The 15,435-nt window shown below is 68.2% G+C and carries 14 protein-coding genes; 8 read left to right on the top strand and 6 right to left on the bottom strand.

The genetic code is table 11. The features are described 5' to 3' along the window. Window positions 1-42 precede the first annotated feature (42 nt). Complete coding sequence (locus tag DEQ67_RS05795; protein WP_115802437.1) at window positions 43-366, top strand: DNA-binding protein; 324 nt, start codon at window positions 43-45, stop codon at window positions 364-366. A 2-nt stretch (window positions 367-368) separates the two neighbouring features. On the opposite strand, the gene DEQ67_RS05790 is transcribed toward DEQ67_RS05795, so the two are convergent. Further along, window positions 369-1,511: an acyl-CoA dehydrogenase gene (locus DEQ67_RS05790; RefSeq protein ID WP_008610403.1), complete on the bottom strand. Its 1,143-nt coding sequence runs from the start codon at window positions 1,509-1,511 to the stop codon at window positions 369-371. A gap of 117 nt (window positions 1,512-1,628) precedes the next feature. On the opposite strand from DEQ67_RS05790, the gene DEQ67_RS05785 reads away from it, so the two are divergent. Both DEQ67_RS05785 and DEQ67_RS05780 read left to right on the top strand, forming a co-directional pair. Continuing rightward, on the top strand, window positions 1,629-2,705 hold the full coding sequence (locus DEQ67_RS05785) for a phytoene/squalene synthase family protein (RefSeq protein WP_049922094.1): 1,077 nt from the start codon (window positions 1,629-1,631) through the stop codon (window positions 2,703-2,705). 221 nt (window positions 2,706-2,926) lie between these two features. Next, entirely contained in the window at window positions 2,927-3,775 is an 849-nt protein-coding gene (locus DEQ67_RS05780) for a cytochrome c oxidase subunit 3 (RefSeq protein WP_004063857.1), read from the top strand. Between the two features lie 188 nt (window positions 3,776-3,963). On the opposite strand, the gene DEQ67_RS05775 is transcribed toward DEQ67_RS05780, so the two are convergent. Further along, on the bottom strand, window positions 3,964-5,622 hold the full coding sequence (locus DEQ67_RS05775; RefSeq protein WP_004043800.1) for a potassium channel family protein: 1,659 nt from the start codon (window positions 5,620-5,622) through the stop codon (window positions 3,964-3,966). A 277-nt stretch (window positions 5,623-5,899) separates the two neighbouring features. Here DEQ67_RS05775 and DEQ67_RS05770 point away from each other — a divergent pair, with 277 nt between their 5' ends. Beyond that, window positions 5,900-6,724 (top strand): CDP-alcohol phosphatidyltransferase family protein, encoded by an 825-nt coding sequence (locus DEQ67_RS05770; RefSeq protein ID WP_004063859.1) that lies wholly within the window; start codon window positions 5,900-5,902, stop codon window positions 6,722-6,724. Here DEQ67_RS05770 and DEQ67_RS05765 read toward each other — a convergent pair whose 3' ends face one another. Further along, a complete protein-coding gene (locus DEQ67_RS05765; protein WP_004063862.1) occupies window positions 6,725-7,630 on the bottom strand; it encodes a hypothetical protein in 906 nt (301 codons plus the stop codon). 162 nt (window positions 7,631-7,792) lie between these two features. Between DEQ67_RS05765 and DEQ67_RS05760 the strand changes: the two genes are divergently transcribed. Further along, on the top strand, window positions 7,793-10,117 hold the full coding sequence (locus tag DEQ67_RS05760; protein ID WP_115891299.1) for a DUF7527 domain-containing protein: 2,325 nt from the start codon (window positions 7,793-7,795) through the stop codon (window positions 10,115-10,117). A 265-nt stretch (window positions 10,118-10,382) separates the two neighbouring features. On the opposite strand, the gene DEQ67_RS05755 is transcribed toward DEQ67_RS05760, so the two are convergent. Continuing rightward, the gene (locus DEQ67_RS05755) at window positions 10,383-10,688 is read right to left on the bottom strand and encodes a hypothetical protein (RefSeq protein ID WP_004043804.1); all 306 of its coding nucleotides are present in this window, start codon (window positions 10,686-10,688) and stop codon (window positions 10,383-10,385) included. Window positions 10,689-10,921: 233 nt separating this feature from the next. Here DEQ67_RS05755 and DEQ67_RS05750 point away from each other — a divergent pair, with 233 nt between their 5' ends. The 3 genes from DEQ67_RS05750 to DEQ67_RS05740 all read left to right on the top strand — a co-directional run bounded on the left by DEQ67_RS05750 (window position 10,922) and on the right by DEQ67_RS05740 (window position 13,184). Continuing rightward, entirely contained in the window at window positions 10,922-12,253 is a 1,332-nt protein-coding gene (locus DEQ67_RS05750; RefSeq protein ID WP_115860103.1) for an adenylosuccinate synthase, read from the top strand. Between the two features lie 108 nt (window positions 12,254-12,361). Further along, window positions 12,362-12,547, top strand: a complete 186-nt coding sequence (locus tag DEQ67_RS05745; RefSeq protein WP_013035425.1) for a methytransferase partner Trm112 — start codon at window positions 12,362-12,364, stop codon at window positions 12,545-12,547. A 55-nt stretch (window positions 12,548-12,602) separates the two neighbouring features. After that, window positions 12,603-13,184 (top strand): DUF7524 family protein, encoded by a 582-nt coding sequence (locus tag DEQ67_RS05740; protein ID WP_008607523.1) that lies wholly within the window; start codon window positions 12,603-12,605, stop codon window positions 13,182-13,184. Window positions 13,185-13,241: 57 nt separating this feature from the next. Here DEQ67_RS05740 and DEQ67_RS05735 read toward each other — a convergent pair whose 3' ends face one another. After that, the gene (locus DEQ67_RS05735; protein ID WP_115860105.1) at window positions 13,242-14,408 is read right to left on the bottom strand and encodes a DR2241 family protein; all 1,167 of its coding nucleotides are present in this window, start codon (window positions 14,406-14,408) and stop codon (window positions 13,242-13,244) included. Then, entirely contained in the window at window positions 14,408-15,286 is an 879-nt protein-coding gene (locus tag DEQ67_RS05730; protein WP_115860107.1) for a CbiX/SirB N-terminal domain-containing protein, read from the bottom strand. The genes DEQ67_RS05735 and DEQ67_RS05730 overlap by 1 nt, the downstream gene beginning before the upstream one ends. Window positions 15,287-15,435 lie beyond the last annotated feature (149 nt).

Genomic DNA, 15,435 nt, shown 5'->3' with positions numbered 1-15,435 from the left:
CGGAACGAAAGTGACGTGTGTCTCTCCCACGAGACGGGAGCCATGTGGTTTCAGAGCGGCCGTCGGCGCGACCTGTGTGCCGTCCTCTACGACGCGGGCGAACTCCGCGGGCAGAAGCTGAAGACCCGGTTGGAACGCTACTACGACCTCCGAATCGACCCGCAGTCGTTCTACGGGACGCTCGACGCGCTCGTGGAGGCGGGCCACCTCCGACGGCGGACCGAGGGCATCTACGACGTGTACGGCCTCACCGACACGGGCGCAGAGCGGGTCGAGTCGTACCACGCGTGGCTCGCGGAGCGAGTCGCAAACGGGGCGCGGGGCGCGGAGGACGCGGAGGGGACGAACGAATCGGTCGTCGACTGACGTTACTTCTGGAGCCAGTCGCCGATGGTGTTGCGGAGAATCTCGCTCGTCCCCTCGTAAATCTCGTTGAGCTTCGCGTCGCGGTAGTAGCGCTCGGCGGCGAAGTCCTTGGTGTAGCCGTAGCCGCCGTGAATCTGGATGCCCTCGTTGGCCACCTCGCGGCTGATTTCGCTGGCGTAGAGCTTCGCCTGCGCGGCCTCCTTGATGAACGTCTCGTCGCGCATCTTCAGGTCTGCGGCCTTGTGCATGAGGAGCGTCGCGGCCTGCACCTTCGTGTCCATGTCAGCCAGTTTGTGTTTGATGGCCTGGAAGTCCCCGATGGGCTGGTCGAACTGCTCGCGCTCGCCGGCGTACGTCACGGCGTCGTCGAGGGCGGCGCGGGCGATGCCGATAGAGCGCGCCGCGATGGTGATGCGGCCGCCGTTGAGCGTCTTCAGCGCCTGCACGAAGCCGTCGCCCTCGTCGCCGAGGAGTCGGTCTTCGGGGATGCGCATGTCGTCGAAGCGGAGTTCGGCGGTCGGACAGCCCTTGTCTCCGAGTTTGTGCTCCGTGCCCTCAACGACGAAGCCGTCGTCAACCTCGGGCCGGACGACGAACGACGAGATGCCCTTGTTACCCGCGTCGGGGTCGGTCTTGGCGAAGACGACGACCGTATCGGCGACGGAGCCGTTCGAAATCCAGAGCTTGCCGCCGTCGACGACGTACTCGTCGCCGTCTTTCTTCGCCGTCGTCTCCATGGCCGGCACGTCGCTTCCCGCACCGGGTTCGGAGAGCGCGAACGCGCCGATGTCGGTGCCCTCGTTGAGCGGCGTCAGGTAGGTCTGTTTTTGCTCCTCGTTGCCGAACTCGTAGAGCATGTTGCCGGCGAGGCTCGTGTGCGCGGCGACGATGGTGCCGAGGCCGCCGGAGCCGCGAGAAATCTCTTCGAGGCCGATGGCGTAGGAGTGGTAGTCGAGGCCGGCACCGCCGTACTCCTCGGGGAAGGGCATGCCCATCAAGCCGAGTTGCCCCATCTCGGCCACGAGGTCGGCGGGGAACTCGTCGGTCTCGTCTATCTCCGCCGCGCGAGGCTTGACCTCCTCGTCGACGAACTCCGAGACCATCTCCTTGATTTGCTTCTGCTCCGCAGTGAGCGCGAAGTCCATGTCTGAATCTTTCATCGACTATGCTTATGGTTTTCTCCTGCGCCGTCTCGGCCGTCCGCGGATGCGGCCCCCCACGAGACTTTTTATCCCCCCTTCCGTAATACGGGTACGCTTCGAATGTCTCGACACGCCGATGCCCGGCCACCGGCAACTGATGACGACCTCGATTGGTGTCACGATGCAGTTCAGGGGGTCTCTCGGACCTTCGCCCTCACGGTCGACGTCCTCGACGAACCGATGGCGTCGCACATCTGTATCGGATATCTCCTCTGTCGAATCGCCGACACCGTGGAGGATTCGTCTTCAATCGCGCCCGACGAGCAGGCACACCTCCTTCGACTCTACGACCGCGCGCTCGACCCCGACGACGACACGACCGTCGACGAGTTCGTGGCCGCCGTACAGCCGCACCTCCCCCCGGAGGGCGAACAGTCCGACGACTGGATGGTCGTCGCCAACACCGCTCGGGTCTTCCGGACGTTCGAGGCGCTGCCGGAGGACGTGCGGGAGGCGGTCACGCCGCCGGTCCGCGAACTCGTCTCGGGCATGGCGATGTTCGTCGAACGCTACTCCCAGACCGGCGGGCTCCGCATCCAGTCCCGCGAGGAGCTAGAGGAGTACTGCTACTACGCCGCCGGCACCGTCGGCAACCTCATCACGAATCTCGTGACCCGCGGCAACGTCGACAGCGAGCGCCGCTCGCGGCTCTACGACACCGCCGAGGAGTTCGGCCTGCTCCTCCAGCTCGTGAACATCGCGAAGGACGTGCACGACGACTACACCTCCGAGAACAACGTCTACCTCCCCGCCGACTGGCTCGACGACGCGGGCGTCCCCCAAGAGGAGGTCGTCGACCCCGAGCACAACGACCGCACGGCCTCGGTGGTCGCGCGGACCGCCGACCACGCGAAGTCGTTCCTCGACGACGCGCAGACCTACCTGGAGACGGTGCCGCTCCGCGAGGGCAACACGCTCGCCGCGTGGGCGATTCCGTTCCTCCTCGCGGTCGGGACGCTCCGCGAACTCGTCGCCAACCCCGAACACGCGGTGACGGGCGAGGGCGTCAAAATCTCCCGACAGGAGGTGTTCGCCGTCGTCTCCGAGATGAACGGTGCGAGCTCCGAGTCGCTCGCCGAGATGCGCGAGATCATCTCGCGCCAGCCGTTCCACCGAGCGACGACGAACCTCGACTGAAGACGACGCCGCGCCGTCGGTCGGGCCTCGGTTCCGTTTTCGCGTCTCTTCTTCCGTCCGTTCGCTTCGAGCGCCGCCGAACGCGGCGGTTAGTTCCTCTCCCGCGAACGCCACGCTTCGCACCCGCCGCGACCCCGGCGGAACCGAATTCGAGGGCCATGCGGTCCCGTGACGAACGCAGTTTGGGAGGATTTTTAGTAACCCAAGCATAACGGGCGTCTATGAGTACCGAAGAAGCACACGACGACCACGGCCATCACCTGCCGGCGGTTCAGGACTGGCCGCGCGGCTTCGGCGAGGCGAGCTGGTGGCCGTTCGTCACCGCCGTCGGGGGCGCGGGCATCTACGCCGGTGCCGGGCTGTACGTCATGGGACAGGACGGAATCGTCGGCCAGACGGCGGGTCCCGCCGTGTTCATCGGCAGTATCTTCCTCTTCCTGGCCGGACTCTACGGCTGGTTGTACCACGCGTTCGTGAGCCACTTCTGGTCGCGCGACGCGAGCCAGAAGAGCGCATCGAAGCTCCGCTGGGGGATGATTGCCTTCCTCGGCTCCGAACTCGGGACGTTCGGCGCGCTGTTCGCGTACTACTTCTTCATCCGCGCGGGGACGTGGCCACCGCAAGAACTCCCGCATCTCACGGGGTCGTTAGTGTTAGCGAACACCGCCATCCTCATCGTGTCCAGTCTCACGCTCCACTGGGCCCACGTCGCCATCCGCGAGGAGAACCACCGTAACTTCGTCCTCGGGCTCGCGGTCACGCTCCTGCTCGGCGTGATATTCATCGGCGGGCAGGTGTACGAGTACTACGAGTTCATCGTCCACTCGAACTTCTCGATTACCGACGGCATCTTCGGGTCGGCGTTCTACGGCCTCACCGGCCTGCACGGCCTCCACGTCAGCCTCGGCGCGGTGCTTCTCGGTATCGTCTTCGTCCGCGCGCTCCGCGGACAGTACTCCGCCGAGCGCCACGTCTCCGTCAGCACGGCCTCGATGTACTGGCACTTCGTGGACGTCGTCTGGATCTTCCTCGTCGTCGTCCTCTACGTCGGCGCGGAAGTCGGCGCGTAACCGAACCGAACCGAACCGGACCCGCCTGTCGCCGCGTCGCGGCGGCACCGATTTTTCCGCTGATTTCTCCGAGAGCGACGGACGCCGATACGACCGAGCGACGGCCGAACGACGACCCAACGACGACCGTACAGGGCCGAGCGACGACCGACAGCCGGGCCGGCCCACCCGTGACCGCCCTCGGCCGCTCACCCGAACTGCTCGTTGAAGCGGTAGATGTCTTCGTCCACGCCGGCGACGACGAGGTCGTCGTCGGCTTCGACCCGGAACTCCGGGCCGACCTCGGTGACGAGCGCGCCGTTTCGCTCGACGGCGATGACGGTGCAGTTCGTTCGGGCGCGAACGTCGGCCCCGGCGAGGGTCCGCCCCACGAGGCCGGGGGCGTTCGTCCGGACGATTTCTATCTGCGACTGCGGCGCGATGACCTCCTCGTCGAGCACCGTCGAGGCGAGCATCCGGCCGGCGACCGTCGAGAGCGCGAGGACGTAATCCGCGCCGGCGCGGTAGAGCTTGGCGATGCTTTCGGTCTCGTTGGCGCGGGCGATGACCTCCGTCTCCTCGGAGACGCGCTCGGAGACGAGCGTGGCGAAGACGGCCGTGGTGTCGTTGTCGAGCGCGAGGAGGACGCCGCGAGCCTCGGAGACGTTCGCTTCGGAGAGCGTCTGCGGGTCGGTGATGTCGCCGACGAGGTCGACGCCGGGCTTGTCCTGCTTGTCGACGACGAGGTGCGGGACGCCGGCGCTCGCCAACTTCTCGGCCGCGGTGGAACCGACCTCGCCGTATCCGGCGACGATGACGGTCCCGCGGCGGAAGCGCCGCGCCGACGACAGCGTCAGCGCGCGGAGTTCTTCGAGCTGCTTCTCGCGGCCGACGACGAGCAGGATTGTGTGTTCGTCGATGACGGCGTGGGGGGCCGGCGGGGAGACGAACTCCCCGGTGAACCACGCGCCGATGACGTTGACGCCGGTGACGTCCCCGATGCCGCTCTCGGCGATAGTCCGACCCTCGGCGGGGCTGCCGCGCTGGACGAGCAGCTCCGCGACCTCGAAGTCCTCGCCGATTTCGATGGCGTCGCCGAGTTCCGAGGAGATGGACGTGGTCGCCTTGCCCGCGAGGCTCTCGCCGAGGAGCCGGCGCGGCGAGACGACCCGGTCGGCCCCGGCGTAGCGGTGGTAGTCAGCGACGTCGGGGTCCTCGATGAGGCTGACGACGCGGGCGTCCGGCGCGGCCTGCTTCGCGGCGAGGATGATGCTCGCGTTCGTCTCGTCATCGTCGTCGGCGACGATGGCGAGCGCCTCGGCCGCGTTCGCCGCCTCCAACGACTCGACGTCCTCGGGGTCGCCGTGGACGACGTCGTAGCCCGCGCCGTGTAGCTCCTCGGCGCGGTCGCGGTCGGCTTCGAGAATCACGTAGGGCACGTCCATCGAATCGAGTTCGTCCACGAGGGCGTCGCCGCGAGGGGTGAACGTGCAGATAACGACGTGGTCCGAGCGCGTCGACGCCGTCGGCGGCGCGGTCCGCAGGGCGTCTTCGACGAGCGGGACGAGAAACAGCGGGAGCGTGAGGAAGACGGTCGTGACGCCCGTGAGTTGCATCAGAATCGACAGCGCGAGCAGCGGCGGATGGTCGACCCAAAATCGGGTCTGTTCGCCGTAGCCCGTCGTCGTGAACGTCTCGACGACGACGTGGACCGCCTGCAAGAAGGTGATGTCCTCGCCGGCGAAAAAGCCCGCCGCCCACTGGTACGCGATGGAGAACGTGAGCATCAACAGCCCGGCACCCGCGAGATAGCGGCCGAGTCGTCGCTTCGCCTTCGACAACCCGGGGCCGTCGCCCGAAATAGACATACACCCGCTATGGCCGCCGGTGGCTAAAAGCGTCCTGACGCGGGAGGCGTTCCATGAGCCGCCGTCGAGACGCCGCGTTCGCGGGGGGCTCTCCTCGCCGCCGATGATTCGTCGCGCGGCCCTGACCTGTTACGCGAGGAATACTTAACAGCCGCCCGTCCCCCTGTACGGGTATGTGTAGCACACCGTCCGACCGCCGAGGCGACAGTCGGCGGCCGTGACGCTCTCGGGAGACGGCGCGGCGACGCCGCGGACGACACGTCGGACGAGACGGCGGGTGCTCGAAACCGGCGGCGCGGCGGCCGCGGCCACGCTGGTGGTCGGCGGACTGCTCGCGGTCGAGTGGCTCTGGCTCGTCTCGCGGGCCGCGCCCTCGCCCGAGACCGCCGCGGCGACGTGGGCCGCCGGGACCCTGCTCGTCGTCGTCGGGCTCTGCGCGTACGCCTACGCGAACGCGGACGAGAACGTCGCGCCCGGAAACGCCGGAACGGCCGAATCCGCGGCGGAATCGCCCCGCGCCTACGACGACCTCGGGGTCCCGACCACCGTCACGCTCGTCCGCGGGTTTCTCGTCGCGGGCGTCGCGGGCATCGTCGGCGTGGCGCTCCACGGGTCACTGAGTCCGTCGTGGGCGTGGACCGCCGCCGGCGGCTACGGGGTCGCCGCCGCGCTCGACGCGCTCGACGGGGCGCTCGCCCGCCGACTCGACCGCGTCAGCCGCCTCGGCGCGCGACTCGACACCGCGGTCGACGCCTTCGGCCTCCTCGTCGCCCCGCTCGCGGGCGTCCTCCTCGGCGAACTCGCGTGGTGGTACCTCTCGGTCGGGGCGGCGCGGTACGTCTTTCTCGTCGGCCGCCGCCTCCGCGAGCGAGCGGGGCGACCGACGTTCGACCTCCCGCCCCGCGCCTCGCGGCGCGTCCTCGCCGGCGTCCAGATGGTCGTCGTCCCGCTGGCGCTCGCGCCCGGCGTCTTCGATTCGTGGATGCCGCTCGTGACCGGCGTCGCGGCCGCGGCGCTCCTCGTCGGCTTCGCTCGGGACTGGGGCTACGTCTCGGGCCGCCTCGGAAACGAGGGCGACGGAGACGCGCCAGTCGCGGAGTAATCAGTCGAGTTCGGCCAACACGTCGAGGTTGTGAGCGACGTACGCGAGTTCGTCGCCCGCGAGGGCGTCGTGTCGGGCGTCGAGCCACCCGTCGAGCGTCGCGCGGTCGACCGCGGCCGACTCGCCGACGGATTCCTCGACGAAGCCGAGGATGCGGTCGAGGAAGATTCGCGCCTCGTCGTCGTGCGGCGGGTGGACGACCCAATCCGAGCCGCCGGCCGCGACGACCGGCGCGCCGAGTTCCCGCAGGGTCGACAGGAGGTCGGAGCCGGTGTTCGGTCCCGCGCGGTCGCCGCCGCGCATCGTCTCGTGGTACGCGCCGAGCACCGCGTCGTCGTCGGGGTGGCTCGGGCGGAACGCGGTTCGACCGTCGAACGTGATGGGCGCGTAAAAGAGGCCGTCGTCGGTGAGCCGCGAGAGGAGCGCGTCGACCGCCCGTCGGAGCGGGAGCACGTCGAGGACCGCGTGGGCGACCACGAGGTCGATCGCCTTCGGGAGGACCGTCATCGCCTCGAAGAGGTCGCTCGTCACGTAGGTCAGCGAGACGCTGCGGCCGTGGCGTTCGATGCGGAAGCCGTCGGGCGTCGGCTCGGCGGTCCAGCCGGCGGCGCGCGCCCACTCAGCGAACGCCGCGGCCGCGTTGTCCGCCATCCCGCGCGTGCGGTCGACCATGACGTACTTGATTTCGTCGTGCGCGTCGAAGACGCCCCACGAGAGGAGCCGTCGACACATCGCGCCCGTCCCCGCCCCGACCGAGACGACGCGGAGCGGCTCTCCCGACCGCGACTCGGCGCGTGCCTCCAGCCGGTCGATGAGGCTCGCGAGCGTCGGTCGGTGGAGCGCGCGGTCGTCCACGGGCTCCTTCGCGCGGAGGTAGTGGACGAACCGGTCGTCGTGGCTGGTCACGACCGACCCGTCTCGGCGGACTCGTATAACCGTTCTCCCGGCTCGGTTCCGACCGCGGCGAGCGAATCGGTCACAGCAAGCACGCTGAAGTGTGAACTGAGCTAAACATTCGCTCGATTCGCCCGGAAAGTATTTGATTCGGTTCCGGTGATGTAACCCCAAATGGATAGCGAGATTATTGACGCGGTGACCGGGTGGGACTCCGCGCCCGCCGAACGAGGCTACGGTGGCCTCCGGTCGCTCGCGGACGACGGCTTCACAGGAGCCGTCGTCGCTGGCATGACGTGGGGATTCATGCTCAACGGCCGTCTCCTCGGCGTTTTCGACGGGGCGGTTACAGATTTCGAGGGTGAATCGTTCGAGGCGCACCGCGCACCGGACCCAGCGCTGCCGCTTCTGTACGCGATGCAGGAGACCGGCGGCGACGTCCGCGCGCAGTACTACACGGAGGAGACGCCGCTGCAAGACGCAAACGGAACGCTCTCGTCGGGCGGCTTCACCGGCTACGTCGAACTGTCCGAAAACGTGCTCTCGGGCGACTACTTCGTCGTCTACCACGGGGGGAAGTCGATGAGCGCCGCCTTCGTCGGCAACAGCAAGCGGCTCATCACCGGCGACGAGGCGTTCGAGCGCGCGAGCGACGAGGTTGGCATCTACAAGGTTTACGACGTGGACATCGACCTCGTCGACATTCCCGAAGCCGACTCCGACGAGGAAGCCGACGATGCGACGGGAGCCGCCGCGGGCGGCGTCGCTCCGGCGGACGACGAGACCGACGCGACAGACCCGTCCGAGGAGCCGAAGCCCGAACCGGCGGTCCCTGACGAGTCGGGGGCGACAACCGCTGTCGACGAGACCGCACCCGAACCCGCCGACGGTGACGGCGATGACGATGGAGACAGCGACGACGGCGAATCCGTCGACAGCGAGCCGGCGATGGCCGACGCTCCGGCCGACGAAGAACCGGACCCCGCGGCGGCCGCGGCTGACGCGACCGCGGCTGACGCGACCGCGGCTGACGCGACCGCGGCTGACGCGACCGCGGACGACGCCGAGCCGGCAGCGTCGACGAGCCCCGACGACGAGTTGACCGAGACGGGGTCCGGACCGTCTGTGACTCCGGGCGGGTCGCGGTCTCCGGAGTCAACCGAGGCGGCCGCGTCGACCACGAGCCGGCCCGTGCCGGAGGAGTCGCGGCCGCCGACAGGCGAGGGACCGGTCGTCACCGACGCCCCACAGAAGAACGGCGAGGCGGCGTCTCCGGACCCGAACCCGGACCCGGACCCGGAGGGCGGCGCGACCGGCGACGACGTGTTCTCCGCCGAGGCGCAGTGGCGAAACGCCCGGTCGATTCCGTCGCTCGACCCTCGCGACGCCGAGGGGGAGTCCGTCGACGGCCGCCCCGGGACGCCTCGAAGCCACCAGCGGAACACGACGCAGGCGACGCATCGCCGGCAGTCACAGGGCGAATCGCGGGCGTCGCCGCAAGACCAGAGCCAGCGGCCGAACCAGCGGCAGGCCCAGCCGGCCGACGGGACGCCGGACGAGCCCGCCGTCGACCCGGCGGAAGCCGAGTCGCTGAAAGAGCAGGTCGAGGCGCTGGAGTCGGAGCGCGACCGGCTCGAATCCGAGCGCGACTCACTCCGCGAGGAGCGCGACGAACACCGCTCGCGCGCCGAGGAGCTGGCAGACCGCGTCGCCGAACTCGAATCCGAGGTCGAACGGCTTCGGGGACAGCTCGACGAGGCGGGGCTTCGGTCGACCGACCGCTCGATGTCGGCCGACGAGGCGCTCCGCGGGACGAACCTGTTCGTCCGCTACGCCCGTAAGGGCGAGGCGACGCTGGAGAAAGCCCACGACGGGCAGGCCTCCCGCGAGGAGGTCGTCGAGAACCTCCGGCTCGAACACCACACCACGTTCGACACGGAGGGGCTCGGCATCGACGGCCAGCCCTACGAGGAGTTCCTCCACGAGACGCCCGAGTACGGCTTCGCCAAGTGGGTCGTCACCGACCTGCTCTACGAAATCGGCGAGACGGGCAACCGGTCGAGCCTCGCGGGCGTCTTCGACTCGATTCCGAAGGCCGACCGAATCGAACTGTACGGGAGCGTCTCGATACCCCTCGGCGACGGCGAAGCCGAGTCCCGGCAGTTCGACATCATCGTCCGCGACCAGATGGGCGAGCCGCTGTTCGTGGCGAATCTGAACGACTCGCGGGACCCGGCGACCCGTCCGATGGTCACCCAACTCATCAAGGACTCGAAGGGCGTCGCCAACGCGAAGGAGACGCTCGGCTCGGCGTTCATGGTCACGAAGAGCTTCTTCGAGCCGGGGGCGCTGGAGGCCGCGACCGAGGAGACCGGCGGCGGTCTCCTGAGTCGGTCGAAACGCAAGAGCTTCGTGAAGCTCTCGCGGAAACAGGGCTACCATCTCTGTCTGGTCGAAGCGCGGGGTGGCGAGTTCCACCTGAACGTGCCCGACCTCTGAGTCGGCCCCGATTCGACCGTCGTCGCGGTCGCTGTCGCTGTGTTAGTTTGTCTCCGCGGTTCGCCGCGGCTGTCGGCGGTACGAAGCGATAGTGAAACGACCGCGGGGCTCGGAGAGCGTCCGCGGCGAGTGTCCGTGGTGTCGGGTCGGTACCGTTCGGTTCCGACCGCGTCGAAGCGTCGCTAACGCGGTCGGTCCGATGTCGTGCCCGGAGAGACTCGTCGGACGAAACAGGATAGAACGACCGCGTGCGCCTGAAGTGTGGTTAGTTCTCGATTTCGGCCGCTTCCTCGATTTTCATCGATTCGAGCTTGCCGACGATTTCGTCGAGCTTGTCGTCGAGTTCGTCGACGAACTCCTGGGTGCGCTCGGTGGTGATTGCGCCCTGGCTGGAGGGCTCGATGAGGTTCTCTTCTTCGAGAACGCGGAGGGAGTAGCGAACCTTGTGGTGCGGGTAGCCCGTCTCGTTGGACATCTTCACGATGCCGATCGGCTCACTTTCGATAACCATCTTCAGGACCTGGAGATGGCGCTCCAACATATCGACTTCCTTCTCAAGTCGGTCTATCATGCCATTTGTTAACTCTTCTTGGGAGGCTTTAAGCCTTGCCCTCCGAGCCGGCGAAAAAATGAGATAACGCGACCTTAACGAGGACACTAATTAACCGTTGTGTTATCCGCCGCCACGCCAATGCGTGTTCATGGCGTATTCCTCGATGGTTCTGCGATAATTAGACACGAACGTGCATTGCTCGTCGGCCGCGACCGTAATCTGTTTAGTCCGGCGCGGGGAACGGCCGACGTATGACTGTTACCATCGTCGGTTCGCAACTCGGTGACGAGGGCAAAGGCGCGCTCGTCGACCTGTGGGGCGGCGACGCTGATATCGTCGTCCGCTATCAGGGCGGCGACAACGCCGGCCACACCGTCGTCGAAGACGGCGAGGAGTACAAGCTGTCGCTCGTCCCGAGCGGGGCCGTCCGCGACAAAATCGGCGTGCTCGGAAACGGCTGCGTCATCAACCCGCGGACGCTGTTCTCCGAAATCGACGACCTCCGCGAGCGCGGCCTCGACCCCGACGTGCGCCTCGCCAAGCGCGCGCACGTCATCATGCCGTACCACCGCCGCCTCGACAACATCGAAGAGGAAGCGAAGGCCGACTCGGACCTCACCGTCGGCACGACCGGCCGCGGCATCGGCCCCACCTACGAGGACAAGGCGGGCCGCCGCGGCATCCGCGTCGGCGACCTGCTCGACCCCGACGTGCTCCGCCAGCGACTGGAGTACGTCGTTCCCCAGAAGAAAGCGCTCATCGAGGACGTGTACGGCCTCGAAGCCGGCGAGGAGTGCGACGTGGAAGCGCTCGTCGAGGAGTACACCGAAATCGGCCGCCGCCTCCGCGAGGACGACATGGCCGTCAACTGCGGCGACTTCCTCGCCGAGCGCCGCGAGGCCGGCGACAACGTGATGTTCGAGGGCGCGCAGGGCACGCTCATCGACATCGACCACGGGAGCTACCCGTACGTGACCTCCTCGAACCCGACCGCGGGCGGCGCGGCCACCGGCACCGGCGTCGGTCCGACCGTCGTCGGACAGGGCGAGGTCGTCGGCATCGTCAAATCGTATCTCTCCCGCGTGGGCGAGGGCCCGATGCCGACCGAGCTGAAAGGCGACGACCGCGACGAGGAGCTCGCGGAGTTCATCCGCGAGAAGGGCGGCGAGTTCGGCACCGTCACCGGCCGCCCGCGCCGCATCGGCTGGCTCGACATGCCGATGCTCCGCCACGCCGCCCGCGTCAGCGGCTTCACCGGCATCGCCGTCAACCACCTCGACGTGCTCGCCGGCCTCGACGAGGTCAAGGTCGGCCACGCCTACGAACTGGGGGGCGAGGAACGCCTGACGATGCCCGCGACGACCGAGCGCTGGGGCGAGTGCGAACCCGTCCTCAAGGAGTTCGACACGTGGCCGGAAGTCGACTGGGCGGCCGTCGCCGAGGAGGGTTACGAGGCCATCCCCGACGCCGCACAGGACTACCTCGAATACCTCTCGGACGAACTCGACGTGCCGATTTACGCCGTCGGCGTCGGCCCCGGCCGCGAGCAGACGGTCCACATCGAAAACCCGTTCGACGACTGAGCGCCGCGCTGTCGGCCGACCGATGACGGCCCGCCGCCGTCCACCGACCACCGCGGCGACGGCGGCGAACCCGTACGCTTTTACTTCGCGCAATCCACCGTCACGACGATGAAAGAATCCCTGATGGACATCCTCTGTGACCCCCTCGACAAGAGCGAACTCGAGCTGGAAGTCGACGAGCGCGACGGCGACGAAATCATCGAGGGGCGGCTCATCGGTACGGTCACCGGCGAGGTGTACCCCATCGAGGACGGCATCCCGAACCTCCTACCGCCGGACATGCGCGACGACTGAGGGGACACCTCATCGGACCTGAACGTTTTTCTATTCTCGTCTCGACGGTGAAGCCGTGTCGAACGCGCCGCTCACCGTCACGCTGAACGACGAGCGCCCGCACGACCTCTCGGTAGCGCCGTCGTTCTCGACGAACGGGCCGTTCTCGGTCGAACTCGCGAACGAGGGGCAGGCGGTGCACGTCCACCTGCACATCGACGACGAACTCTCGCGCGCGGCGAGCCTGTCCGAAGGGAACCACTTCGTCGACGGCGACCAGACCAAGACCGTCGAGGTGTTCGTCACCCAGCCGTCCGAGCCGGTGTCGGGGAAGCTCAAAATCGTCTCGGGCCACGGCTCGGAGACGAGATACGTCGACGTGACCGTCGAACCCGGCTCCGGAGGCAAACCGCCGGTCGACGTGGACGAGACGCTGTCGAAGCCGAAACAGCCCGAACCCGAACCGAGCGTGACCGAGAGCATCGCCGACGTGTTCCCGAGCGTCGACCCGCGGGCCGCCCCGCTTTTCGGCCTCGCGCTCGTCGCGCTCGTCCTCGCGGTGGCGCTCGCCTCGGTGTTCGAGAGCTTCGCCATCACCCTCGGGGCCGGCGTCGTCGTCGGCGGCGTCCTCGCGGCGCTGGTGCTGACGATGCGGTGACGCTAACGATGCGGTGACGGCATCGGAAAACGAAACGCAGAGCGCTCGCGGCGCGGCCTACTCGTCGTCGGGCGCGTCGGTCGGGACACCGCCGAGGTTGCCGTCGTCGTCGAACAGTTTCGCGCGCAGGAACCGCGCCCGGTAACGATTCGCGCCCTCGTACACGTCGGCCTCGCGGATGTCGTCGATGCGGCCGTCCGCGACGGCGTCGATGATGTCTTCGACCTGTTGTTTCTCCGAGGGCGTGAGTTCGAACTCGTAGGTCTGGGTCTCCTCGCCCTCCAGCCGCGTCCACTTGCGGGACGCCGCGATGACGACGGAACACGGCTCGCGGCACGGGAACGCGCCGTCGCCGCCGTCGACGTCGAGGTCGGTGTCGTCGTCGTACTGCCACTCGCGGCGCTTGACGCACTGGCTGTCGGCGCAGCAGGCCTCCGCGACCCAGTCGACGTGTTCGTGGCCGTCGCCGCGGTTCCACGTCTTCACGACGCTGTACATCCCGGTCTGACGGCCGATGGCGTCCTCCCAGTGGGTCACGTCGAGTTCGCCCCGGCGCTCGCGGTACCAGTTCGGAACCGACGCGGGGTAGAACGTCTCGACGGTCTCCACGAGGTCGCGGCCGTCGAGGGCGGGGAACAGCCAGCCGCCGGCGAGGTTGCTGCCGGACTTCAGCGGGCGGTACCGCCCCTTCTCGTCGTAGGTCGCCAACTGGCGGGCCGCGAGCGGTTCGTGGTAGGCGTCGAGGTCGTCGCGGTCGGCGGCGGCCTCGTCGGCGTGGCGGAGTTCGTAGGAGCGCTCGCCGTGGTCGTCGACGGTGACCGTGACGAGCAGTTGGCCCCACTCGCGGCTGACGCCGTCTCGGAGGGCGTCGTAGCGCTCGGGGACCGAAGCGGCGTCGGCGTCAGCGTCGGCGTCGCTGGCGCTGTCGCTTCCGTTTCCGTCGCCGTCCGTATCGACCGGCGCGCCCTCGACCCAGCGGAGGAACGCCCGTCGCTGCGGGCTGGACTCGCCGACGACCTCGGACCAGAAGTACCAGTTCGTCGCGTAGTCGTCGCAGTCGTCGAGAGCCTCGCGGAGTCCGTCTTCGGTGAGCCCCGAGAGCGTCGCGTCGGGCGTTTCGAGGCGGAACCCGCCGTCGCCGTCGGGGGCGACGGTGAGCCCGTCGAGCGAGACGCCGTCGCCGGTCGCCGCGGCGTCGACGAGGGCGTCGCGGTGGTGCCCCATCAGTTCGCCTCCTGCGGCGTCTTCCGGGTGCGTTCGCGCACGACTTCGAGGCTGTTACCGATGTCGGCACCCGCGTCGGCGGCGCGTTCGAGTACCACGTCGGCCATGAGGCCCTCGGTGCCGACCGCGCCGGCGTACCAGATTCGGTGGCCCTCGACCTCGGCGGGCACGTCGTAGCCCGTTCGGTAGTCGTCGGTCAGGCCCATGTCCTCCGGGATGTCCTCCTGGGTGTGGAAGCCGTCGGCGATAAACAGCGGGACGACGACCACGTCCTCGGAGTCGAAGTAGTCGGTCACGTCGTCGACCTCGGGTTCCTCGTCCATGTAGAGCGCCTGCACCTCGTCGAAGCGGTCCATCTCGCGGATGCGGTCGGCGTGGTACTCGATTGCCTTCGCGGAGTTCTCGTTGCGCTCGGTCCCGTGGCCGACGACGGCGAGGCCGAAGCCCTCGCCGACGTTCGGGTCGCCGGTGACCGTCTCGGCCCGGCGGACCAACACCTCGGTCATCGCCGCGTGCGTCCCGACCGGCCCGCAGTAGTGAATCGTCTTCTCGGGCACGTCGCTCGCGGTGAGGGTGACGTGCGACGCCGACAGGCCGTCGGAGTCCCAGTCGGCCACGTCCCACCCGTCGAGGCGGAGTTCCCGCGGGATGACCTGCTCCGTGAAGTAGCCCTCGCTGATGAAAAGCGGGACGACGTACACCTCGTCGGCCTCGACGGTCCGGAGCACCTCGCGGATAGACGGCTCTTCCTTCCAGAAGCCGGTCCGTACCTCGTCGAACGCGCCCACCTCGCGGACCGTGTCCGCGTGGTCGTAGGTGGGGGCGCTCGAATCCGGGTTCAGGTGCGACCCGTGCGCCACGATGACCAGAGCTTGCATGTCCGGGGGTTACGAGGGGAGTGTCTTATGAACTTCGCATCGGAGAAAGGAATCTTCGGGTTCGGCCAACTCGCGTTCACTACTCGTTCAGGCGGCGCGACGCGGTGGGGCGGGGAGTCGCCTCCGAGACGGCCGCGACAGCGCCCGAC

The sequence above is a fragment of the Haloferax sp. Atlit-48N genome (assembly GCF_003383015.2).
GTDB classification, from domain to species: domain Archaea; phylum Halobacteriota; class Halobacteria; order Halobacteriales; family Haloferacaceae; genus Haloferax; species Haloferax volcanii.
Note: the sequence above shows the minus strand (reverse complement) of the source record. Positions and strands in the feature narration are given on the sequence as shown.

Coding starts and splice junctions, on each gene's coding strand:
- DEQ67_RS05795 (WP_115802437.1), top strand. CDS start 43: ATGTGGTTTCAGAGCGGCCGTCGGCGCGACCTGTGTGCCGTCCTCTAC.
- DEQ67_RS05790 (WP_008610403.1), bottom strand. CDS start 1,511: ATGGACTTCGCGCTCACTGCGGAGCAGAAGCAAATCAAGGAGATGGTC.
- DEQ67_RS05785 (WP_049922094.1), top strand. CDS start 1,629: ATGTCTCGACACGCCGATGCCCGGCCACCGGCAACTGATGACGACCTC.
- DEQ67_RS05780 (WP_004063857.1), top strand. CDS start 2,927: ATGAGTACCGAAGAAGCACACGACGACCACGGCCATCACCTGCCGGCG.
- DEQ67_RS05775 (WP_004043800.1), bottom strand. CDS start 5,622: ATGTCTATTTCGGGCGACGGCCCCGGGTTGTCGAAGGCGAAGCGACGA.
- DEQ67_RS05760 (WP_115891299.1), top strand. CDS start 7,793: ATGGATAGCGAGATTATTGACGCGGTGACCGGGTGGGACTCCGCGCCC.
- DEQ67_RS05755 (WP_004043804.1), bottom strand. CDS start 10,688: ATGATAGACCGACTTGAGAAGGAAGTCGATATGTTGGAGCGCCATCTC.
- DEQ67_RS05750 (WP_115860103.1), top strand. CDS start 10,922: ATGACTGTTACCATCGTCGGTTCGCAACTCGGTGACGAGGGCAAAGGC.
- DEQ67_RS05745 (WP_013035425.1), top strand. CDS start 12,362: ATGAAAGAATCCCTGATGGACATCCTCTGTGACCCCCTCGACAAGAGC.
- DEQ67_RS05735 (WP_115860105.1), bottom strand. CDS start 14,408: ATGGGGCACCACCGCGACGCCCTCGTCGACGCCGCGGCGACCGGCGAC.
- DEQ67_RS05730 (WP_115860107.1), bottom strand. CDS start 15,286: ATGCAAGCTCTGGTCATCGTGGCGCACGGGTCGCACCTGAACCCGGAT.